At 68.5% G+C, this 20,943-nt stretch carries 20 protein-coding genes and 6 tRNA genes; 12 read left to right on the top strand and 14 right to left on the bottom strand.

From position 1 onward, the window contains the following. Positions 1–179 precede the first annotated feature (179 nt). The 10 genes from queF (at position 180) to LZ017_RS19340 (ending at position 9,460) form a co-directional block, all read left to right on the top strand. Positions 180–611 carry a preQ(1) synthase gene (gene queF / locus LZ017_RS19385; RefSeq protein WP_241398636.1) on the top strand — a complete coding sequence of 144 codons (432 nt, stop codon included), beginning with the start codon at positions 180–182 and terminating at the stop codon, positions 609–611. A gap of 13 nt (positions 612–624) precedes the next feature. Further along, positions 625–1,050 carry an SET domain-containing protein gene (locus LZ017_RS19380; RefSeq protein ID WP_241398561.1) on the top strand — a complete coding sequence of 142 codons (426 nt, stop codon included), beginning with the start codon at positions 625–627 and terminating at the stop codon, positions 1,048–1,050. Between the two features lie 9 nt (positions 1,051–1,059). Then, the gene (gene dapC / locus LZ017_RS19375) at positions 1,060–2,289 is read left to right on the top strand and encodes a succinyldiaminopimelate transaminase (RefSeq protein WP_241398560.1); all 1,230 of its coding nucleotides are present in this window, start codon (positions 1,060–1,062) and stop codon (positions 2,287–2,289) included. Positions 2,290–2,297: 8 nt separating this feature from the next. After that, the gene (gene dapD, locus LZ017_RS19370) at positions 2,298–3,122 is read left to right on the top strand and encodes a 2,3,4,5-tetrahydropyridine-2,6-dicarboxylate N-succinyltransferase (protein ID WP_241398559.1); all 825 of its coding nucleotides are present in this window, start codon (positions 2,298–2,300) and stop codon (positions 3,120–3,122) included. Between the two features lie 20 nt (positions 3,123–3,142). Then, entirely contained in the window at positions 3,143–4,300 is a 1,158-nt protein-coding gene (locus LZ017_RS19365) for a PilT/PilU family type 4a pilus ATPase (protein ID WP_241398558.1), read from the top strand. 10 nt (positions 4,301–4,310) lie between these two features. Then, positions 4,311–5,504, top strand: a complete 1,194-nt coding sequence (gene dapE, locus LZ017_RS19360; RefSeq protein ID WP_241398557.1) for a succinyl-diaminopimelate desuccinylase — start codon at positions 4,311–4,313, stop codon at positions 5,502–5,504. After that, on the top strand, positions 5,501–6,373 hold the full coding sequence (gene prmB, locus LZ017_RS19355; RefSeq protein WP_241398556.1) for a 50S ribosomal protein L3 N(5)-glutamine methyltransferase: 873 nt from the start codon (positions 5,501–5,503) through the stop codon (positions 6,371–6,373). Before dapE ends, prmB begins: the two co-directional genes overlap by 4 nt. Before the next feature lie 18 nt (positions 6,374–6,391). Then, positions 6,392–8,374 (top strand): ATP-binding cassette domain-containing protein, encoded by a 1,983-nt coding sequence (locus LZ017_RS19350; RefSeq protein ID WP_241398555.1) that lies wholly within the window; start codon positions 6,392–6,394, stop codon positions 8,372–8,374. 104 nt (positions 8,375–8,478) lie between these two features. Then, positions 8,479–8,985 carry a MarR family winged helix-turn-helix transcriptional regulator gene (locus LZ017_RS19345; protein ID WP_241398554.1) on the top strand — a complete coding sequence of 169 codons (507 nt, stop codon included), beginning with the start codon at positions 8,479–8,481 and terminating at the stop codon, positions 8,983–8,985. A gap of 40 nt (positions 8,986–9,025) precedes the next feature. Continuing rightward, positions 9,026–9,460 (top strand): organic hydroperoxide resistance protein, encoded by a 435-nt coding sequence (locus LZ017_RS19340; protein WP_241398553.1) that lies wholly within the window; start codon positions 9,026–9,028, stop codon positions 9,458–9,460. A 48-nt stretch (positions 9,461–9,508) separates the two neighbouring features. Here the strand turns inward: LZ017_RS19340 and LZ017_RS19335 are convergent, their stop codons facing one another. Further along, a complete protein-coding gene (locus tag LZ017_RS19335; protein WP_241398552.1) occupies positions 9,509–10,453 on the bottom strand; it encodes an asparaginase in 945 nt (314 codons plus the stop codon). Between the two features lie 34 nt (positions 10,454–10,487). On the opposite strand from LZ017_RS19335, the gene lexA reads away from it, so the two are divergent. Continuing rightward, the gene (lexA, locus tag LZ017_RS19330) at positions 10,488–11,198 is read left to right on the top strand and encodes a transcriptional repressor LexA (protein WP_277604801.1); all 711 of its coding nucleotides are present in this window, start codon (positions 10,488–10,490) and stop codon (positions 11,196–11,198) included. A 19-nt stretch (positions 11,199–11,217) separates the two neighbouring features. After that, a complete protein-coding gene (locus tag LZ017_RS19325; RefSeq protein ID WP_241398550.1) occupies positions 11,218–11,565 on the top strand; it encodes a helix-hairpin-helix domain-containing protein in 348 nt (115 codons plus the stop codon). A gap of 270 nt (positions 11,566–11,835) precedes the next feature. Here LZ017_RS19325 and LZ017_RS19320 read toward each other — a convergent pair. From LZ017_RS19320 to accD, 13 genes are all read right to left on the bottom strand, one after another. Further along, positions 11,836–11,912, bottom strand: a tRNA-Asp gene (locus tag LZ017_RS19320). Between the two features lie 77 nt (positions 11,913–11,989). Beyond that, a tRNA-Glu gene (locus LZ017_RS19315) sits at positions 11,990–12,065 on the bottom strand. Positions 12,066–12,107: 42 nt separating this feature from the next. Further along, a tRNA-Ala gene (locus LZ017_RS19310) sits at positions 12,108–12,183 on the bottom strand. Positions 12,184–12,230: 47 nt separating this feature from the next. Then, positions 12,231–12,307 (bottom strand) — tRNA-Asp (locus LZ017_RS19305). An 86-nt stretch (positions 12,308–12,393) separates the two neighbouring features. Next, positions 12,394–12,469: transfer RNA gene (locus LZ017_RS19300), tRNA-Glu, on the bottom strand. A 37-nt stretch (positions 12,470–12,506) separates the two neighbouring features. Next, positions 12,507–12,582, bottom strand: a tRNA-Ala gene (locus tag LZ017_RS19295). Between the two features lie 154 nt (positions 12,583–12,736). Further along, entirely contained in the window at positions 12,737–14,176 is a 1,440-nt protein-coding gene (gene gltX / locus LZ017_RS19290) for a glutamate--tRNA ligase (RefSeq protein WP_241398549.1), read from the bottom strand. Continuing rightward, complete coding sequence (locus tag LZ017_RS19285; protein WP_277604800.1) at positions 14,173–15,468, bottom strand: O-succinylhomoserine sulfhydrylase; 1,296 nt, start codon at positions 15,466–15,468, stop codon at positions 14,173–14,175. The genes gltX and LZ017_RS19285 overlap by 4 nt, the downstream gene beginning before the upstream one ends. Next, the gene (purF, locus tag LZ017_RS19280) at positions 15,465–16,979 is read right to left on the bottom strand and encodes an amidophosphoribosyltransferase (RefSeq protein ID WP_241398548.1); all 1,515 of its coding nucleotides are present in this window, start codon (positions 16,977–16,979) and stop codon (positions 15,465–15,467) included. The genes LZ017_RS19285 and purF overlap by 4 nt, the downstream gene beginning before the upstream one ends. 53 nt (positions 16,980–17,032) lie before the next feature. After that, entirely contained in the window at positions 17,033–17,521 is a 489-nt protein-coding gene (locus tag LZ017_RS19275) for a CvpA family protein (protein ID WP_241398547.1), read from the bottom strand. A 9-nt stretch (positions 17,522–17,530) separates the two neighbouring features. Beyond that, entirely contained in the window at positions 17,531–18,493 is a 963-nt protein-coding gene (locus tag LZ017_RS19270; RefSeq protein ID WP_241398546.1) for an SPOR domain-containing protein, read from the bottom strand. Between the two features lie 115 nt (positions 18,494–18,608). Further along, positions 18,609–19,946 (bottom strand): bifunctional tetrahydrofolate synthase/dihydrofolate synthase, encoded by a 1,338-nt coding sequence (folC, locus tag LZ017_RS19265; RefSeq protein WP_241398545.1) that lies wholly within the window; start codon positions 19,944–19,946, stop codon positions 18,609–18,611. 88 nt (positions 19,947–20,034) lie between these two features. Beyond that, complete coding sequence (gene accD / locus LZ017_RS19260; RefSeq protein ID WP_241398544.1) at positions 20,035–20,907, bottom strand: acetyl-CoA carboxylase, carboxyltransferase subunit beta; 873 nt, start codon at positions 20,905–20,907, stop codon at positions 20,035–20,037. Between the last annotated feature and the right edge of the window lie 36 nt (positions 20,908–20,943).

Below are 20,943 nucleotides of genomic sequence, written 5' to 3'. Positions count from 1 at the left end.
GAGTGCGTCGGATGATACCATCGCGGCCTGTCCCAGACCGAGTGGCCCGTCTCAGGCCGCTGCCCATCGAATCCATGGCCAAGAACGACACCGCCGCCAAGCCCACCTCCACCCGCGCCAAGCCGGCCACCAAGACCGCCAGCAAGCCGGTCAAGGCCGCTGCGCCCAAGATGCGCGAGATGCCGCCCAACCCGCCGTCGGCGCCGTCCAAGGAACTGCATGTGTTCCCCAACCCGGCCCCGGAGCGCGACTATGTGATCCAGTTCCAGGTGCCCGAGTTCACCTGCCACTGCCCGCTGACCGGCCAGCCCGACTTCGCCCACTTCACGATCGACATGATCGCGGACAAGTTCTGCGTCGAGCTCAAGAGCCTGAAGATGTACTTCTGGAGCTACCGCCACGAGGGCGCGTTCCACGAGAAGGTGACCAACACCATCCTCGAGGACATCGTGAAGGTCACCAACCCGCGCTTCATCCGCATCACCGCGAAGTGGTATGTGCGCGGCGGCATCTACACCAACGTGGTCGTGGAGCACCGCAAGAAGGGCTGGAAGCCTCAGCCGCGCATCGACCTGCCCACGCACGGCTTCGAATCCGGCCTGCTGCGCTGAGCCCGGCGCGGCCGTGGCCCTGCCTTACGACACCCGCCATCAGTTCGTCCCGGTGACGCTGCGCCGCAGCCGCATCGACGGCTATGGCGTGTTCGCCGCCGCGGCCATCGCGGCGGGCTCACGGCTGGGCCTGCTGACCGGCGAGGCCATCAGCGTCGCCGAGGCGCGCCGCCGCGCCGCGCACAAGACCCGGCTGATGCTGGTGGAGTTGTCGCCGGCACGCGCGATCGACGCCAGCCGCTCGCAGGATGCGATGCGCTTCACCAACCACAGCTGCGCGCCGAACGCGCGCATCGCGGTGGAGGACGGCGAGGTGAGCTTCTTCGCGCTGCGCGAAATCGCGCTTGATGAAGAAATCACCGTCGATTACGGGCTGACGCACCACGAAGGCCGCCTCAGCTGCCGCTGTGGCGCCGACAATTGCCGGGGTCAGCTCTAGACGCGCCCCATGACCGCCACCACCCCGCACAACCCTCGGCTGGACCTGCTCCAGCCCTACCCCTTCGAGCGCCTGCGCGCCCTCACCGCCGGCATCACGCCCAACGCGCAGCTGCGGCCTATTTCGCTGGGCATCGGCGAGCCCAAGCATCCGGCGCCCCAGCTGGTCGAGGACGCGATCCGCGCGCACCTGAAGGGCCTGTCCAGCTACCCGGCCACCGCGGGCGAGCCCCGGCTGCGCGAGGCCATCTGCGGCTGGGTCGCGCGCCGCTACGGCCTCGCGCTGGACGCCGCCACTCAGGTGCTGCCCTGCAACGGCTCGCGCGAGGCGCTGTTCGCGCTGGCGCAGACCGTGATCGATCCCGGCCGGCCCGGCGCCACGGTGGTCTGCCCCAACCCGTTTTATCAGATCTATGAAGGCGCGGCCCTGCTCGCCGGCGCGCAGACCGCGTTTGCGAACTCGGATCCGGCGCGCAACTTCGCCGCCGACTGGTCGCAGATCGACGCGGCCACTTGGGCGCGCACGCAGCTGGTTTACGTCTGCTCGCCAGGCAACCCGACCGGCGCGGTGATGCCGCTGGCCGAATGGCGCCAGCTGTTCGAGCTGTCCGACCGCCATGGCTTCGTGATCGCGTCGGACGAGTGCTATTCCGAGATCTACTTCCGCGACGGCGAGGACGCCGCGCCGCTGTCCGGCCTGCAGGCGGCCGCGCGCCTGGGGCGCGGCGACTTCCGCAACCTGATCGCCTTCACCAGCCTGTCCAAGCGCTCCAACGTGCCGGGCATGCGCTCGGGCTTTGTTGCCGGCGACGCGCAATGGATCCGGCGCTTCCTGCTCTATCGCACCTACCACGGCAGTGCGATGAGCCCGGTGTTCCAGGCCGCCAGCATCGCCGCGTGGAACGACGAGGCGCATGTGGTCGCCAACCGCGAGCAGTACCGCGCCAAGTTCGCCGCCGTAACGCCACCGCTGGCGCGCGTGCTGGACGTGGCGCTGCCGGATGCGGGCTTTTACCTCTGGGCCGGCGTGCCGGGCGGCGACGATGTCGCCTTCGCCCAGGGCCTGCTCGCTCAATACAATGTCGGCGTCCTGCCGGGCAGCCTGCTGGCCCGGGAGGCGCATGGCGTCAACCCCGGGGCGGGCCGCATACGGCTGGCCCTGGTGGCCGAACAGGCCGAATGCCTGGAGGCGGCCGAGCGCATCGTCGCCTTCACCGAGTCCTTCACCTCTTCCCTCTGAGTCCTGCCATGAGCCAACAACTGCAATCCCTCATCGAAGCCGCCTGGGAACAGCGCGCCGAATTCAGTCCCACCCAGGCACCGCAGGAGCTGCGCCAGGCGGTCGACCAGGTGCTCGCCGGGCTGGACGCCGGCCAGCTGCGCGTCGCCGAGCGCCAGGGCGTGGGCCAGTGGACCGTGCACCAGTGGGTGAAGAAGGCCGTGCTGCTGTCCTTCCGCCTGAACGACAACCGTGCGATGGGCGCGGGCGACCTGGGATTCTTCGACAAGGTGCCGACCAAGTTCGCCGGCCTCAGCGAAGAGCAGCTGCGCGCCACCGGCGTGCGCGTGGTGCCGCCGGCGGTCGCGCGGCGCGGCAGCTTCATGGCCAAGAACGTGGTGTTGATGCCCTCCTACGTCAACATCGGCGCCTACGTTGACGAAGGCACCATGGTCGACACCTGGGCCACCGTCGGCTCCTGCGCGCAGATCGGCAAGAACGTCCACCTGTCGGGCGGCGTGGGCATCGGCGGCGTGCTGGAGCCGCTGCAGGCCAACCCGACCATCATCGAGGACAACTGCTTCATCGGCGCACGCTCCGAGGTGGTCGAAGGCGTGATCGTCGAGGAGAACTCGGTGATCTCGATGGGCGTGTACATCGGCCAGAGCACGCCGATCTATGACCGCGAGAAGGACGAGGTCAGCTACGGCCGCGTGCCCGCCGGCTCGGTCGTGATCAGCGGCAGCCTGCCCAAGGCCGACGGCAAGTACAGCCTCTACGCCGCCATCATCGTGAAGAAGGTCGACGCCGGCACCCGCGCCAAGACCAGCATCAACGAGCTGCTGCGCGCCTGACGCGAACGCAGGGGATCCTCATGAGCACCGGGAACATGGAACGGATTCTTCGCCTGATGGCGGAGAAGGGCGCGTCCGACGCCTATCTGTCGGCCAACATGCCGGTGCTGATCCGCATCAACGGGCAGATGCTGCAGCTGTCGGACCAGCTGCTCTCGCCCGCGCAGCCGCGCCAGCTCATCGCCGAGGTGATCGAGCCGGCGCAGCTGGCCGAGCTGGACGCCTGCGGCGAGCTCAACATGGCGGTGTCCATCCCGCGCGTGGGCAGCTTCCGGCTCTCGGGCTTTCGCCAGCGCGGCTCCATCGCCGCGGTGTTCCGCCACATCCCGCACACCATCCCGACGCTGGACAGCCTGAACCTGCCGCCCATCCTGGGCAAGCTGGTGACCGAGAAGCGCGGGCTGATCCTGATGGTGGGGGCGACCGGCACCGGCAAGAGCACCACGCTGGCCTCCATGCTGGAGCACCGCAACCAGACCATGACGGGTCACATCCTGACCATCGAGGACCCGCTGGAATACCTGTTCACCAACAAGCGCTCGCTGGTCAACCAGCGCGAGGTGGGCCGCGACACCGCGTCGCTGCAGGTGGCGCTGAAGAACGCGCTGCGCCAGGCGCCGGACTGCATCCTGATCGGCGAGATCCGCGACCGCGACACGATGACGGCGGCCATCTCCTATGCGCTGTCGGGTCACCTGGTGCTGGCCACGCTGCACGGCAACAACAGCTACCACGCGCTGAACCGCATCATGTCTTTCTACACGCCGGAGTCGCGTCCGGCCATGCTCAACGACCTGGCCGCCGGCCTGAAGGCCATCGTCTCGCAGCGCCTGGTGCGCGCCGCGGCCGGCGGGCGCGTGCCCGTCATCGAGATCCTGCTCAACACCAAGCTGATTGCCGAACTGATCGAACAGGGCGACTTCGCGGGCGTCAAGGAGGCCATGGAGAAATCCATCGCCGAGGGCTCGCAGAGCTTCGAGGAGCATTTCTCCCACCTGATCCAGGACGGGACCATCACCCGCGAGGAAGGCCTGGCCTTCGCCGATTCGCCGACCAACCTGCTCTGGCGCCTGCAGAACGACGCGCCGGGCGGCCCCAAGCAGGCGGCCCGCGTGGAGGAACCGGCCGACGACAAGGCCAGCTTCACCTCCATCACGCTGGACGTGCATGGCGGATGAGGGTTGCGCGATGAAGGGCCTCGCGAGCATGCCGCCCGCCGTCGACGACGGCGTCGAGCACGCCGTGCTCACGCTGCTGGAACAGCTCATCGCTCGCCCGTCGGTGACGCCGGACGACGCCGGCTGCCTGGCGCTGATCGGCGAGCGGCTGCAGCGCCTGGGCTTCCAGCTCGAACGCATGGACGGCGGGCCCGAGGACGCGCGCGTCAGCAACCTCTGGGCGCTGAAGCCCGGCCGCGATCCGGATGCGCCGGTGCTGGTCTTCGCCGGCCACACCGACGTGGTGCCTCCCGGCGACCTGGCGCGCTGGCGCAGCGACCCCTTCGTACCCAGCTACCGCGACGGCCGGTTCCATGGGCGTGGCGCGGCCGACATGAAGACCTCGCTGGCGGCCATGGTGGTCGCCGCTGAACGCTTTGTCGCCCGGCATGCCGACCACGCGGGCACCCTCGCCTTCCTGCTCACCAGCGACGAAGAAGGCCCGGCGCGCGATGGCACGGTGGTCTGCGTGCAGCAGCTGCAGGCGCGCGGCCAGCGCCTGGACTACTGCGTCGTCGGCGAGCCGACCTCGGTCGAACGCCTGGGCGACATGGTCAAGAACGGCCGGCGCGGTTCGCTCTCCGGCCGGCTGCGCGTGATCGGCGTGCAGGGTCATGTGGCCTATCCGCACCTGGCACGCAACCCGGTGCACCAGGCCACCCCGGCGCTGGCCGAGCTGGCGGCCACGCTCTGGGACCACGGCAACGCCTATTTCCCGCCCACCAGCTTCCAGATCTCCAACGTCCAGGCCGGCACCGGCGCCGGCAACGTGATCCCCGGCGAGATGGTGGTGGACTTCAACTTCCGCTACTCCACCGAGTCCACGCCCGAAGGCCTGAAGCAGCGCGTGCAAGCCCTGCTGGAGCGCCACGGCCTGGAGGTCGCGCTGGACTGGCACCTGTCCGGCGAACCTTTCCTGACGCCGGTGGGCACGCTCTCTGAGGCCCTGGGCGCCGCCATCCTGGCGGAGACCGGGGTGCACACCGAGCTGTCCACCACCGGCGGCACCTCGGACGGACGCTTCATCGCCAAGCTTTGCCCGCAAGTGGTGGAGTTCGGCCCACTCAACGCCAGCATCCACAAGGTCGACGAGTATGTGCCCGTCGACCAGGTGGCGCCGCTGGCGCGCATCTACGCCCGCCTGCTTGAGAACCTGCTGCTGTGACCCTTCTTGAACTGATCGAAGCCCAGGCCGCCCGCCTCACCGAGGCGGGCGTGTCGTTTGGACACGGCACCACGAATGCCTTCGACGAGGCCGCCTGGCTGACGCTGTGGCGCCTGGGCCTGCCCCTGGATGCGCTGGACGAGCACGCGGCGCAAGACCTGACCCCGGCGCAGTGCGCCGAGGTGCAGAGCCTGGTGGGCGAGCGCATCGCCAGCCGCAAGCCGGCCGCCTACCTGACCCGCGAGGCCTGGTTGCAGGGCGTGCCCTTCTACGTGGACGAGCGCGCCATCGTGCCGCGCAGCTTCATCGCCGAGCTGATCGCCGACGCCAGCATCGACCCCTGGCTGTCCGAACGCACGCGGCGCGTGCTCGATCTGTGCACCGGCAATGGCAGCCTGGCCGTGCTCGCGGCGATGGCCTGGCCCGAGGTCGAGGTGGACGCCATCGACCTCAGCGCTGACGCGCTGGCCGTGGCCCGCATCAACGTGGAGCGCCACGGACTGCAGCAGCGCGTCCGCCTGCTGCAGGGCGACGGGCTGGCACCGGCCCAAGGGCCCTACGACCTGATCCTGTGCAACCCGCCCTATGTCAACAGCGCCTCCATGGCCGCGCTGCCGGCGGAATACCGCGCCGAGCCCGAGCTGGCGCTGGCCGGCGGCGACGACGGCATGGACTTCATCCGCACGCTGCTGCGCGCCGCGCCCGCGTGTCTGAGCGAGACCGGCGTGCTGGTGCTGGAGATCGGCAACGAGCGCCCCTTCTTTGAAGCCGCCTTCCCCCGCCTGGAAGCCGCGTGGCTGGAATGCAGCGCCGGCGAAGACCAGGTGCTGCTGCTGACCCGCGAAGCGCTGCTGCGCGGCCAGATCTGAATTGCTTTCCCTCTTTGCATGATCACTCTTAGAAACGTCACGCTGCGTCGCGGCACCAAGGTGGTACTGGACGATGCCAGCGTCACCCTGCAGCCCGGCGAGAAGATCGGCCTGGTGGGCCGCAACGGCGCCGGCAAGTCCAGCCTGTTCGCGCTGCTGACCGACCGGCTGCAGGCCGACCGCGGCGAGGTCGAGGTGCCGCGCCACTGGACGCGCTCCGAAGTCGCCCAGCACATGCCCGAGACCGACATGCCGGCCACCGAGTTCGTGCTCGAAGGTGACACGCGGCTGATGGCGGCACAAGCCCTGCTGAGCACGGCCGAGGCCTCGGGCGATGGCCACGCCATCGCCGAAGCCCACGTGGCGCTGAGCGACGCCCAGGCCTTTGACGCGCGCTCGCGCGCGCAGGCATTGCTGCTGGGCCTGGGTTTCCGACCCGACCAGGTGGACGCCCCGGTGAACAGCTTTTCCGGCGGCTGGCGCATGCGCCTGCAGCTGGCCCGCGCGCTGATGTGCCCGGCCGAGCTGATGCTGCTGGACGAGCCCACCAACCACCTGGACCTGGACGCGTTGGTGTGGCTGGAGGCCTGGCTCAAGCGCTACGAAGGCACGCTGCTGGTGATCAGCCACGACCGCGAGTTCCTGGACGCCATCACCCGCGTGACCCTGCATCTGGACGAGGCCAAGCTGACCCGCTACGGCGGCAACTACACCGCCTTCGAGGCGCTGCGCGCCGAGCGCATGGCCTTGCAGCAGGCGGCGTATGACAAGCAGCGGGACCGCATCGCCCATCTGCAGAAGTTCATCGACCGCTTCAAGGCCAAGGCCAGCAAGGCCAAGCAGGCGCAGAGCCGCGTGAAGGCGCTGGAGCGCATGGAAAAGCTGGCGCCCGTGCTCACCTCGGCCGACTTCGCCTTCGAGTTCCGCGAGCCGGCGTCGCTGCCCAACCCCATGCTCGCGCTGCAGGACGTGGCCTGCGGCTATGCAGCCCCGGACGGCGGCGATCCGCGGGTGATCGTGCGCGACATCAACCGCAGCGTGCTGGCCGGCCAACGCATCGGCATCCTGGGCGCCAACGGCCAGGGCAAATCCACGCTGGTGAAGACCGTCGCGCGCATGCAGCCGGCGCTGGCGGGCCACATCACCGAGGGCAAGGGCCTCGCGATCGGCTACTTCGCGCAGCAGGAGATGGACGTGCTGCGCCCGGACGAAGGGCCGCTGGCCCACATGGTCCGCCTCGCCAAGGAGGTCAGCCCGCAGGCGCGCGAGCAGGAGCTGCGCGACTTCCTGGGCCAGTTCCGCTTCACCGGCGACATGGTGTCGCAGGCGGTGGGCAGCCTGTCCGGCGGCGAGAAGGCACGCCTGGTGCTGGCCATGCTGGTCTGGCAGCGGCCCAACCTGCTGCTGCTGGACGAGCCGACCAACCATCTCGACCTGCAGACCCGCGAAGCGCTGTCCATGGCGCTGAACGAGTTCGAAGGCACGGTGCTGCTGGTCAGCCACGACCGCGCGCTGCTGCGCGAGGTCTGCGACGAGTTCTGGCTCGTGACCCGTGGCGGCATCGGCCCCTTCGACGGCGACCTGGACGATTACCAGCAATGGCTGCTGGACCAGTCGCGCGAGCAGGCGCGGGCGCAGAAGGCGCAGCGCGACGGCCGGCGCGAGGCCCCGCCCCGCGCCGCCGAGCCGGCCGCCGAGCCTCCACCCGCGTCAGCCCCCGCAAGCAGCCGCGAGGACCGCAAGGCCGCCGCGCAGGCGCGCACCCGCCTGGCCGAGCAGACCCGCCCGCTGAAGCGCGAGATGGGCCAGATCGAGGCAAACCTGGCGGCCTGGAACGGCGAACGCGCCACGCTGGAGGCCGAGCTGGCCTCCGGCAACGCGACGCCCGAGCGCATTGCCGAACTGGGACGCCGCCTCAAGACCCTGGGCGACGACATCGACGGCGCCGAGATGCGCTGGCTGGAGTTGGGCGAACAGCTGCAGCAGTTCGACCAGGGCTGAGTCCGCTCCTCCCCGATCCCCTCACCCCTGCCCGCAAGCGGCGCATGGGTGGCGAAAGCCCTTTTAAATTGTGTGCAATTTAATTGCCAACTATATTTATCGACATGCCATCGACCCCGCCCCGCTCTCGCAAGCCCGCCGACGCCCGCCAGGCCAGCCAGGAATGGCTGACGCTGGACCGCCAGCTGTGCTTCGCGCTGTACGGCAGCTCGCTGGCGATGACCAAGCTCTACAAACCCCTGCTCGAGCCCCTGGGCCTGACGTACCCGCAGTATCTGGTGATGCTGGTGCTTTGGGAAGGCGATGGACTCAGCGTCTCGGCGCTGGGGCAGCGCCTGGGCCTGGACTCCGGCACGCTGACGCCGCTGCTGAAGCGGCTGGAGGCGGCCGAGCTGATCCAGCGTCAGCGCGCCCGGGACGACGAGCGCCGCGTCGACATCGTGCTGACCGCGACCGGGCGTCATCTCAGGCGCCGTGCGGCGGACATCCCGCGCCAACTCGCCTGCGCCAGCGGCTGCGAGCTCGACGAACTCAGCGCGCTGACCCAGCGCCTGCAGCAGTTGCGCCTGCAGCTGCAGCAGTCGCTGCAACACACCTCCCCAGCCGGCTGAGGCCGGTCTTTTCAACGACAGCCAACTCAGGAGAGATCACATGGCCATCGAGAAAGCCCTCTACACCGCCACCGCCACGGCCACCGGCGGCCGTGCCGGCAGCGCCCAGTCGTCCGACGGCGCGCTGAACGTGCAGCTGTCCACGCCCAAGGAGCTGGGCGGCGCCGGCGGCAACGGCACCAACCCCGAGCAGCTGTTCGCGGCCGGCTATTCGGCCTGCTTCATCGGCGCGATGAAGGCCGTGGCCGCGCGCCAGAAGCTCAGCCTGCCGGCCGAAGTCTCCATCACCAGCGATGTCGCGATCGGCCCGCATGCCAACAAGCCTGGTGCCTTCGGCATCGCGGTGGCGATGAAGATCTCGGTTCCCGGCATGGAGCGCGCGGCGCTGGAGTCCCTGGTGGCCGCCGCGCACGAAGTCTGCCCGTACAGCAACGCGACGCGCGGCAATGTCGACGTCACGCTGAACATCGCCTGATCGCAGGCCCCTGGACCGGGCCGCGCCGGCCGGCCTGCGCCACTCGGCTCAGGGCCGCCTGCGCCGCTGCGCCAGCAGCGTCAGCATCAGTTCCACCCGCGCGGCCCAGGGCGACAGCGCTGCGCCGGCCTCCTCGGGTGCACCAACGATGGCGCCTTGCGCGCAGCGCGTGGTGCGCCACACCGGCACGCCTTGGGCGCGCAGGGCCTCCAGCGCCGGCTCCAGCGCCTGGCTGACCGTGCCATTGCCGGTGCAGGCCAGCACCAAGCCGTCCAGCCCGGCCTGCCGCCAGGCCTCCAGCGCCCGGGCCTCGGCGCCCGCGCGGCTGGCCAGCACCTCCACCCAGGGCCAGGCCTCGTCCTGCGGCAGCAAGTCCAGCCCCAGCGCCGTTCCCTCGGGCCAGGCACGGAAGCGGCGCAGACGCCCCTCCTCCATCACGCCCAGCGGCCCCATGTCGGGGCCGGCCGCGAAGGCCTGCAGCCGATAGCTGTGCACCTTGCGCAGCTCCAGCCCCGACCAGACCTGGCCGGCCACCGCGACCAGCACGCCCCGGGCGCCGGGTTCGCGCGCCAGCGCCACGGCATCCATCAGATTCTGCGGGCCATCGGCCTGGATGGCCGTGGCCGGTCGCATCGCCGCCGTCATCACCACCGGCTTGGCCGGCGCCAGCACGCGCTGCAGGAAATAGGCACTCTCCTCCAGCGTGTCCGTGCCATGCGTGACCACCACCGCCGCCACCTCGGGCCGAGCCAGATGCGCCTGCACCCGATGCGCCAGCCGCGCCCAGGTGGCATGGTCCATGTCCTTGCTGTCCAGCTGCGCGAGCTGCTCGGTCTCCAGCGCCAGCTCGGCCAGCGCCGGCAGCGCCCGCACCAGCGATTCAACGCTGAGGCTGCCGGCCTTGTAGCCCACGTTGTCAGTGGTCGCCGTCGAGGCGCCGGCGATGGTGCCGCCGGTGCCCAGAATCACGATGCGTTGCGCTGCGCTTTGCAATTGGCGCTCTCCTGGATAAAAATACAGATACTGGATGCAAACTCAGATCGGAGTGCCCGTGGACACAGCGCCCAAACTTACCGCGCGACAGCAGCAAATCTTCGACCTCGTCCGCGCGAGCATAGAACGCACCGGCGCCCCGCCCACCCGGGCCGAGATCGCCCAGCAGCTGGGCTTCCGCTCGGCCAACGCCGCCGAAGAGCATTTGCAGGCGCTGGCCCGCAAAGGCGTGATCGAACTGGTCGGCGGCACCGCACGCGGCATCCGGCTGCCCTCACCCACACTGCGCCGGCTCAACGAGGCGCGCGACGCGCGCGACCTGCGCCAGTTCTCGCTGCCGCTGCCCAATCTGGCCCAGCTGACCCTGCCCCTGGTCGGTCGCGTCGCCGCGGGCGCCCCGATACTCGCCGAGCAGCATGTGGAGCAGCACTATAGCGTCGACCCCGCCGTCTTCAGCGGCACGCCCGACTTCCTGCTGCGCGTGCGCGGCATGAGCATGAAAGACATCGGCATCATGGACGGCGACCTGCTCGCCGTGAAAAAGGCCAGCGAGGCGCGCAATGGCCAGATCGTCGTCGCACGGCTGGGCGACGAAGTCACGGTCAAGCGTTTCCAGCGCCACGCTGGCGGCATACGCCTGCTGCCCGAAAACAGCGACTTCCAGCCCATCGAGGTCGCCAACGGCGATGAGAGCTTTGCGCTCGAGGGGCTGGCCGTGGGACTGATACGCAAGCAGTTCAACTGAGGCCCGGCAGGAACCGCGCATGGAAAAGACGGGCAGCCTCCCCATGCGGCGCATCGATCCCGCATCCTGGCGCCTGCCCAAGGGCAAGGCGCGCCATATCAGCGAATGCGCCGAATTGCAGCAGCTGCCCAATATCGGCCCCGCGATGGCGGAGGACCTGAGGCAGTTGGGTATCCATCAACCCGCCGCCCTGGCTGGCAAAGAGGCCTGGGCGCTGTATCAGCGCCTGTGCCAGCTCAGCGGCCAGCGCCAGGACCCTTGCGTGCTGGACACACTGATGGCCGCGGTGGACTTTGCCCGAGGCGGTCCGGCGCAGCCCTGGTGGACCTTCACGGCGCAACGTAAACGCTCGTTCCCGGATTTGTGAGCCCACGGGTCAGGCCTTGAACCGACCACAGGAATACCTGACCGTCGGCCATTGAAAATCCACTGCCGATATTGCTGGAGGCTTTGGGCCAAATGCTGCCCGGCGGGCCTAGGTTGGGGCTGGGATTAATTCCCCAGCCCGCCTTCCGGAGCGTATGGAGAATCTGCCGACATGAGAGATCCACCTTGAATGGTCAACCCAAGATCATTCGCAAAATTGGACCGTAAAAAACAAAAACCCCGTCAGCGTAAACTGACAGGGTTGGAAATCTGGCGGAGTGGACGGGGCTCGAACCCGCGACCCCCGGCGTGACAGGCCGGTATTCTAACCAACTGAACTACCACTCCACGCATGCAGGCCTCGCGGCACCGCACCGGATCGCATCGCAGGCCTTGCTTGCGCAAACCTTCAAGCGGATCAAACTTGGCGTCCCCTAGGGGATTCGAACCCCTGTTACAACCGTGAAAGGGTCGTGTCCTAGGCCTCTAGACGAAGGGGACTGAACCTTCTCGTACTCGATGCCGCACAACACACCAGAAAACTGGTGGAGGTAAGCGGGATCGAACCGCTGACCTCTTGCATGCCATGCAAGCGCTCTCCCAGCTGAGCTATACCCCCGAGGAATATTCCCCGACGCGGCACGGCAACCGAGTCATTCTCAATGTTGGCGGAGTGGACGGGGCTCGAACCCGCGACCCCCGGCGTGACAGGCCGGTATTCTAACCAACTGAACTACCACTCCAGATACGACAGATTATTCACCTGCCGAATCGAACAAGTCTGCAACTATATCGTATTTTCAATATAGCTGCCAAGTCTTGTCAAACTTGGCGTCCCCTAGGGGATTCGAACCCCTGTTACAACCGTGAAAGGGTCGTGTCCTAGGCCTCTAGACGAAGGGGACTAAACCTTCTTCCTTGAACCGCGCGCCACCTGACATTTGGTGGAGGTAAGCGGGATCGAACCGCTGACCTCTTGCATGCCATGCAAGCGCTCTCCCAGCTGAGCTATACCCCCTGTGTGAACTCTTCGATATTCACCAGTGATTCAGATCCAGTGCGAAGTAGCAGTGTTTGCCGCCACCTTGCCTTTCACTGCGCCGCCTCGTGCTTACCGAGTTCCCTTTCGGGCGTCGCGCTGTTCAAGCGAGAACGAGAGTATAGAACGAAATTTAAACGCTGCGCAAGCGTTTGATGACAATTTCTTTGTCAAACAACGCCAGGACCGCGTCCACCGAGGGCGTCTGCGTGCGGCCACAGACCAGTACGCGCACCGGAATGGCCAGCTGCGGCATCTTGAGGCCATGGGCGGTGATCACGCTCTTGATCGCGGCGCTGATGCCCGCCTTGTCCCAACTTGCGCCCTCCAGCGCGTCCGCCAGCGCGGCCAGCGCCGGCTTCACCGCGTCGCTGAGGTGGGCGGCCAGGTCCTCGGCCGAGGGCTGAACGTCGGCCACATACATCGTGAGCCAGTCCGCCAGCACGGCAGTGGTGCTGCAACGGTCCTTGAACAGCGCGCACAGGGCCTCGAGGCGCTGCGGAGCCGGCAGGCCGCGGCGCGCCAGTTGGGCGGCCACCAGCGCGGCCAGGCGATCGTCCGCCGCCTGCTTGATGTACTGGGCATTCACCCATTCCAGCTTGGCCGCATCCCATTGCGCCGGGCTCTTGGAGATGTGGCTGCCGTCGAACCACGAAACCATCTGCTCACGCGTGAAGAGCTCGTCATCGCCATGGCTCCAACCCAGGCGGGCCAGGTAGTTCAGCATGGCCTCGGGCAGATAGCCGTTCTCCTCGTAGGCCGTCACGCTGACCGCGCCGCGGCGCTTGGAGAGCTTCAGGCCGTCCTCGCCGAGAATCACCGGGATATGGCCGAAGGCCGGCAGCGGCGCCCCCAGCGCGCGGAAGATGTTGATCTGCCACGGCGTGTTGTTGATGTGTTCGTCGCCACGGAAGACATGGCTGATGCGCATGTCCCAGTCGTCGACCACGACGGCGAAGTTGTAGGTGGGCACGCCCAGCGCGTCGAGACCCGCCTCGGCATCGGCCGGGCGCATGATGATGAGGTCGTCGATCTCGCGGTTGTTGATCGTGATGCGGCCCTTCACCAGGTCCTCCCAGCTGACGTCGCCGTCCAGCGGGTTTTTGAAGCGCACCACCGGCTTCACGCCGGCGGGCACCGGCGGCAGCACCTTGCCGGGCTCGGGGCGCCAGCGACCGTCGTAGCGCGTCTTCTCGCCGCGCGCGCGCTGAGCTTCGCGCATCGCCTCCAGCTCCTCGGGCGTGCAGTAGCAGTAGTAGGCCTGCCCATCGGCGATCAGGCGCTGGGCCACCTCGTGGTAGCGCGCCAGGCGCTGCATTTGATAGACGGGGCCTTCGTCGTAACCCAGGCCCAGCCAATGCATGGAGGCCAGGATCTGGTCCACCGAGTCCTGCGTGGAACGCGCCACGTCGGTGTCCTCGATGCGCAGCACGAACTCGCCGCCATGGTGGCGGGCATAGGCCCAGGAGTACAGCGCGGTACGCGCGGTGCCCAGGTGCAGAAACCCGGTGGGCGACGGCGCGATGCGGGTGCGGACTTGCGCGAAGGCGGGGGAGACGTTGGCTTGGCTCATGCGTTGTTCAAGGTGGAAAGACCGCGCAGCAGGTCGTCGGTGATGTCGTCCACGTGCTCCAGGCCCACGGCCAGGCGCACCAAACCCTGGCCGATGCCCGCGGCCTCGCGCTGCGCCTCGGACAGGCGGCCGTGCGAGGTCGTGGCCGGATGGGTGATGATGGACTTGGTGTCGCCCAGGTTGGTGGCGACGCTCAGCACGCGGGTGCTGTCAATCAGGTGGAAGGCGGCGGCGCGCGCCGCGTCGGGGCCGGACTGGCCGTGGCGGCCGCGCAGCTCGAAGGACACCACCGCCCCGCCCTGCCCGTGCTGCTGGCGCATCGCCAGCGCGTGCTGAGGATGGGAGGCCAGGCCGGGATAGAAGACGCGCGCCACCTCGGGCCGCGCCTCCAGCCAGCGGGCGACGGCGAGCGCGTTCTCGCTGTGCGCCTTCATGCGCAGGCTCAGGGTCTCCAGCCCTTTCAGGACCACCCAGGCGTTGAAGGGCGACAGCGTCATGCCGGCCGTGCGCACGACGGGACCGAAGACATCCTTGATGAGCTTGTCCGGCCCGCACAGCGAGCCGGCCATCACGCGGCCCTGGCCATCGAGGTATTTGGTGCCCGAATGCATCACCAGGTCCGCGCCCAGGCTGGCCGGGCGCTGCAGCGCGGGCGAGCAGAAGCTGTTGTCCACCGCCAGCAGCGCGCCGGCGCCGTGCGCGATGTCGGCCAGCGCGGCGATGTCGCAGACCTCGGTCAGCGGATTGGTGGGTGTTTCGGCGAACAGCAGGCGTGTCGACGGCTTCAGCGCTGCGCGCCATTCGTTCAGGTCGGTCTGCGAGACAAAGCTGGTCTCGACGCCAAACTTGCCGAACTCCTTCGCGAACAGATTGATCGTCGAGCCGAACACCGAGCGCGAGCAGATCACATGGTCGCCCGCCTTCAGCAGCCCCATGATCATCAGCAGGATGGCGCTCATGCCGGTGGACGTGGCGACGCAGGCCTCGGTGCCCTCCATCGCCGCCAGACGCGCCTCGAAGCTGCGCACGGTGGGATTGCTGGTGCGCGAGTAGGTGAAGTCCTCCGATGCCGCGAAGCGCCGCGCCGAGGTCTCGGCGTCGGGCTGCACATAGCCGCTGGTCAGGAACAAGGCCTCGGAGTTCTCGCCATGCTGGCTGGGCGCCAGTGCGGTGCGCACCGCCAGCGTCTCCGGCCTCAGACCCTCGGGCAGCCGTGCGCGGGCGATGCGGCGTGCCTCATCGTCGACGCCATCGCGGCCCGCGGTTTGCACGGAACGGTCCGCGTCACTCATGCCGACTCCTCGCCGCTTTGCAGCGCCAGGCGGGTGCGCGCCGGGCCGTCTTCCTCTTCGCCCTGGGACTTGCGCTGGGCCTGGATGGTGGCGAAGTCCTCGGCCGACACGTCGCCGGTGATGTAGGTCCCGTCGAAGCAGGAGGCCTCGAAACCGTTGAGCCCCGGGCGCAGCGCCGCGACCACCCGCTTCATCGCATCCACGTCCTGGTAGATCAGCGCGTCGGCGCCGATGAACTGGCGGATTTCCTCGATGGAGCGGCCATGGGCGATCAGCTCCTCCTTGGTCGGCATGTCGATGCCGTAGACGTTGGGGAAGCGCACCGGCGGCGCGGCCGAGGCCATGTAGACCTTGTTCGCGCCGGCCTCGCGCGCCATCTGCACGATTTCCTTGGAGGTGGTGCCGCGCACGATGGAATCGTCCACCAGCAGCACATTGCGGCCCTTGAACTCCAGGCCGATGGCGTTGAGCTTCTGGCGCACCGACTTCTTGCGCGCGCCCTGCCCCGGCATGATGAAGGTGCGGCCCACATAGCGGTTCTTCACGAAGCCTTCGCGATAGGGCTTGCCGATGCGGTGCGCCAGCTGCATCGCCGACGGGCGGCTGGATTCGGGGATGGGAATCACCACGTCGATGTCGCTGGGCGGCATCGTGGAGATCACGCGCTGCGCCAGGGTCTCGCCCATGTTCAGCCGCGCCTGATAGACCGAGATGCCGTCCAGCACCGAGTCCGGCCGCGCCAGGTAGACGAACTCGAACATGCAAGGGTTCAGGCTGGGATGCTCGGCGCACTGCCGGGTATGGACTCGGCCCTCGGTGTCGATGAACAGGGCCTCGCCCGGCGCGACGTCGCGCGTCAGCTGGTGGCCGGTGCCCTCCAGCGCCACGCTCTCGCTGGCCACCATGATCTCGCCGTCGGCCGACTGGCCGAAACACAGCGGGCGAATGCCATAGGGGTCGCGGAAGGCCAGCAGGCCATGGCCGGCGATCAGCGCGATCACCGCATAAGACCCTTTGATTCGCTTGTGCACCGCGCTGACCGCCTTGAACACGGAGTCGGGCGTCAGCGGCAGTTCGCGCGCCTCGCGTTCCAATTCATGGGCCAGCACGTTGATCAGCACCTCGGTGTCGCTCTCGGTGTTGATGTGGCGGCGGTCAACCTCGAACAGCTGGTCCTTCAGCGCATGGGCGTTGGTCAGGTTGCCGTTGTGCACCAGCACGATGCCGTAAGGCGCGTTGACGTAGAAGGGCTGCGCCTCTTCCTCGCTGTAGGCATTGCCCGCGGTCGGGTAGCGCACCTGGCCCAGGCCCACATTGCCCGGCAGCGCGCGCATGTTGCGGGTGCGGAAGACGTCGCGCACCATGCCGCGCGCCTTGTGCATGAAGCACTTCTTGCCCTGCATGGTGACGATGCCGGCCGCGTCCTGGCCACGGTGCTGCAGCAGCAGCAGCGCGTCATAGATGAGCTGGTTGACCGGCGCCTTGGAGATCACACCGACGATGCCACACATGCCAAATTCCTCGTAAACAAACTCGTGAAACAGGGTCCGCGTGCGCGTGGCACTCAGACCGGAATGTACTCATGCAGGGCCTGCGGCAGCAGCGGCCTGAGCCCCTGCAGCCCCACACCCAGCCAGGGGGCCAGCTGCGAATCCCGCCAGGCCTGCGAATTCACCGCCGGCGTCATGCCCACCAGCACGAAGACCAGCAGCGACAACAGGCCGGCGCGCAGCAGCCCGAAGGCGGCGCCCCCCATGCGGTCCAGCGCGCTCAGCGGCGAGGCATGGATCAAGGCCCTGAGCATGCGCGCGCTCAGTCCCCACACCACCAACACCAGCACGAATCCGATGACCAGCCCCAGCGCATGCAGCAGGTTGGGCCCCAGCCTCTCCTGCGGCAACCAGCCCTGCGCATAGGGCGCGATATAGGGCGCCGCCAGATAGGCCACCACCCAGCCGGCGATGGACAGCAACTCGAACACCAGCCCGCGCCACAGCCCCAGCAGCACCGAGATGGCCAGCATGGCCAGCAATGCGATGTCCACCCAGGCCATGCCGGACCGTCAAATCGTCAACACCGCAGTGCTGAGGCCGCCGGCACGCACCTTGGCCGCGGCCTTGTCGGCCTCGTCACGGCTGGCGAAGGGGCCCACCCGCACGCGGATGCGCTTGCCATCGGCGGTATCCACCACTTGGGTATAGGTCTTCAGGCCCAGACGTTCCACCTTGGCACGCGCGTCCTGGGCCGCCTTGGTCTCCGCATAGGCACCGACCTGCACGATGAAACGGGCGCCAGCGGCCGCGGCCTCGGACGGCTTGTCCGCCTTGCGCTCGGCCTGTGGCGCCTTGCCTTCCAGCAGCGCCTGCACACGGGCGGCCTCGGACTTGCCGTCGTTGCGGGTCTCGGGCTTGGCTTCGGCGCGCGCGGGCTTGGGTTCAGGCTTGCTGTCCGCCTTCTCGGCTTTCTGTTCAGCCTTGGGTGCGGGCTTGGGCGCTTCCGCCCGGGCGACGTCACGGCGGTTTTCGGGCTCGGGCTTGGAAGCCGGGCGCGGCTCGGGCTTGGCTTCCGCCTTGGGTTCGGGCCTGGGCACCGGCTTGGGCGCCTCGGCCACGACGGCCGGCGTCACCGGCGTTACCGGCTCATGGACCGGTGGCGTGGGGGCGCTGTCGCGGGTTTCGACGATTTCGGCGCCGCGAGTCGCGGTGGCCGGCGCAACGACCTGGGGCGCGGGCGTCGTCGGCGCGGGAATGGGCAGCGGCGCCGTGCCCTCCTTGCGCGGGATCTCGATCGGCAGGTCCACCGGAATGGAGCGCGGCTGGGTCTCGAAGACCAGCGGGAACACGATCACCGCGGCGCCCACCAGCACGGCCGCGCCGATCAGGCGGCGACGCGCACGCACGCGCAGCTGCTGCACCTCGTCCAGCGACTCGCTGACCGACTTGGCCCCCGACTTGCTGGCGCCCGAGGACGCCCCCTTGCCCGACGAGGAGCCGGCATCACGCTTCAGGAAGGACAGCAGACCCATTCTTTCATCGCCTCATGCGCTCATTGCACCCATGCGCCCCGGCACTGCCCGAGCGACGGGCTGCATCAGAACAAAGCGGCCCGCCATCGACGAGGACTGGGGCCGCCGGGGGTTCTCACTCCGTGTCGGACTCCCGCTGCACGCCGCCGCCCAGTCGAGGCAGGCCGTGCTGCAGAACGCCACCCACGGTGTAGAAGGAACCAAAGACCAAAATTCTATCAGCGGGGTCCGCCTGGGCCGCCGCGGCGGCCAGCGCCTCGGCCGGGCTGGCATGGCAGCTGAAGCCCACGTCGACCGGGCACTTCAGGGCCTGGGTCGCCTGCAGCGCCTCGAAGCGCTCCGCCAGCGCCTCGGCCGTCGCGGCACGGGGCAGCGGCAGGTCGCAGAAATGCCAGTGATCGATCAGGGGCGCGATGCGCACCAGAATGCTGGCCAGGTCCTTGTCGGCCATCGCGCCGAACACCGCGCGAGTGCGCGGGTAAAAGCCCATCTGGTCCAGGTTCTGCGCCAGCGCGGCCACCGCGTGCGGGTTGTGCGCCACGTCCAGCACCAGCATTGGCGATCCGGGCACGACCTGGAAACGCCCCGGCAGCTCCACCAGGGCCAGCCCGGCGCGGACCGCCTGCGCGCTGACCGGCAGCCGCTCGTAGACCGCCTCGAACACGGCCAGCACGCCGGCCGCGTTGAGCAACTGGTTCACGCCGCGCAGCGCGGGATAGGCCAGCCCGCTGTAGCGCCGCGCGCGGCCGGCCCACTGCCATTGCTGGCGGTCGCCGCCATAGCTGAAGTCGCGGCCCAGCTGGCGAAGGTCGGCGCCCACGGCCTGGGCGTGCGCGGCAATGCTGGCCGGCGGCATCGGGTCGGACACCACCACCGGCCGGCCCGGACGCATGATGTGCGCCTTCTCGCGGCCCACCGACTCGCGGTCCGGCCCCAGGTATTCGGTGTGGTCGAGGTCGATGCTGGTGATCACCGCGCAATCGGCGTCGATCGCATTGACGGCGTCCAGGCGACCGCCCAGCCCCACCTCCAGGATCACCAGGTCCAGCGGCTCGCTGGCCAGGCGATGCAGGATGGCCAGCGTGGTGAACTCGAAATAGGTCAGCGCCTGCTCGCCGCGCGCGCGCTCCACCGCCTCGAAATGCGGCAGCAGCGACTCGGCGGCGACCGGTGCGCCCGCCACCCGGCAGCGCTCCTGGAAATGCACCAGATGCGGCTTGATGTACAGCCCCACGCGGTAGCCGGCCTGCAGCGCGATGCTTTCCAGCATCGCGCAGGTCGAGCCCTTGCCATTGGTACCCGCCACCATCACGACGACGGTGTCGGCGGAGAACTTCAGGCCCAGGGCATCGCGCACCCTGGCCACGCGGGCCAGGGTCATGTCGATCTCCTTGGGGTGCAGGTGTTCGCAATGGGCCAGCCAGCGATCCAGGGCAGCTTGGGCGTCAGACATATCGCAAAGAGGTCGGCAAGAAAGTGGGCTCAATGAACAACGGCCAGACCGTTGCGGGCCTGGCCGTGCGGGGCGGACAAGGGGCCAATCAGGCGACCGCGTCGGCGCTCTGGCGCTGCAGCATGGCCAGCTGGCGCGCGATGGTTTCACGCAGCTGGCGACGGTCCACGATCATGTCGACCGCGCCCTTCTCCATCAGGAACTCGGCGCGCTGGAAACCCGGTGGGAGCTTTTCGCGCACCGTGTTCTCGATCACGCGCGGGCCGGCGAAGCCAATCAGCGCCTTGGGCTCGGCGATCACGATGTCGCCGACGAAGGCGAAACTGGCGGACACACCTCCCATGGTCGGGTCGGTCAGCACGCTGATGTAGGGCAGCTTGGCCTTGGCCAGGCGCGTGAGCGCCGCGTTGGTCTTGGCCATCTGCATCAGCGACAGCAGGCCTTCCTGCATGCGCGCGCCACCGGTGGCGGTGAAGCAGATGAAGGGCGTCTTCTGCTCCAGCGCGGCTTCCACGCCGCGCGCGAAGCGCTCGCCGACCACGGAACCCATGGAGCCGCCCATGAAGTCGAACTCGAAACAGGCCGCCACCACCGGCACGCTCATCACGGCACCGCCCATCACCACCAGCGCGTCGGTCTCGCCGGTGGATTCCAGGGCCTCCTTGAGGCGGTCGGGGTACTTCTTGCTGTCCTTGAACTTCAGGGCGTCGACCGGCAGCACCTCCTGGCCGATCTCGTAGCGGCCTTCGCCGTCGAGGAAGGCATCCAGGCGGGCGCGGGCGCCGATGCGGTGGTGGTGACCGCACTTGGGGCAGACATTGACGTTCTGCTCCAGGTCGGTCTTGTACAGCACCGTTTCGCAGGACGGGCACTTGATCCACAGACCCTCGGGCACCGTGCGGCGCTGGTCCGGGTCGGTTTGCTGGATCTTGGGCGGCAGCAGTTTTTCAAGCCAACTCATGGCGGGCTCCTATGGGTTGTCGCGGCGTCCTGGCGA

It is taken from the genome of Pelomonas sp. CA6, assembly GCF_022549225.1.
In the GTDB taxonomy this organism is placed as follows: Bacteria; Pseudomonadota; Gammaproteobacteria; order Burkholderiales; family Burkholderiaceae_C; genus Roseateles.
This window is presented reverse-complemented; position numbering and strand designations above follow the sequence as displayed.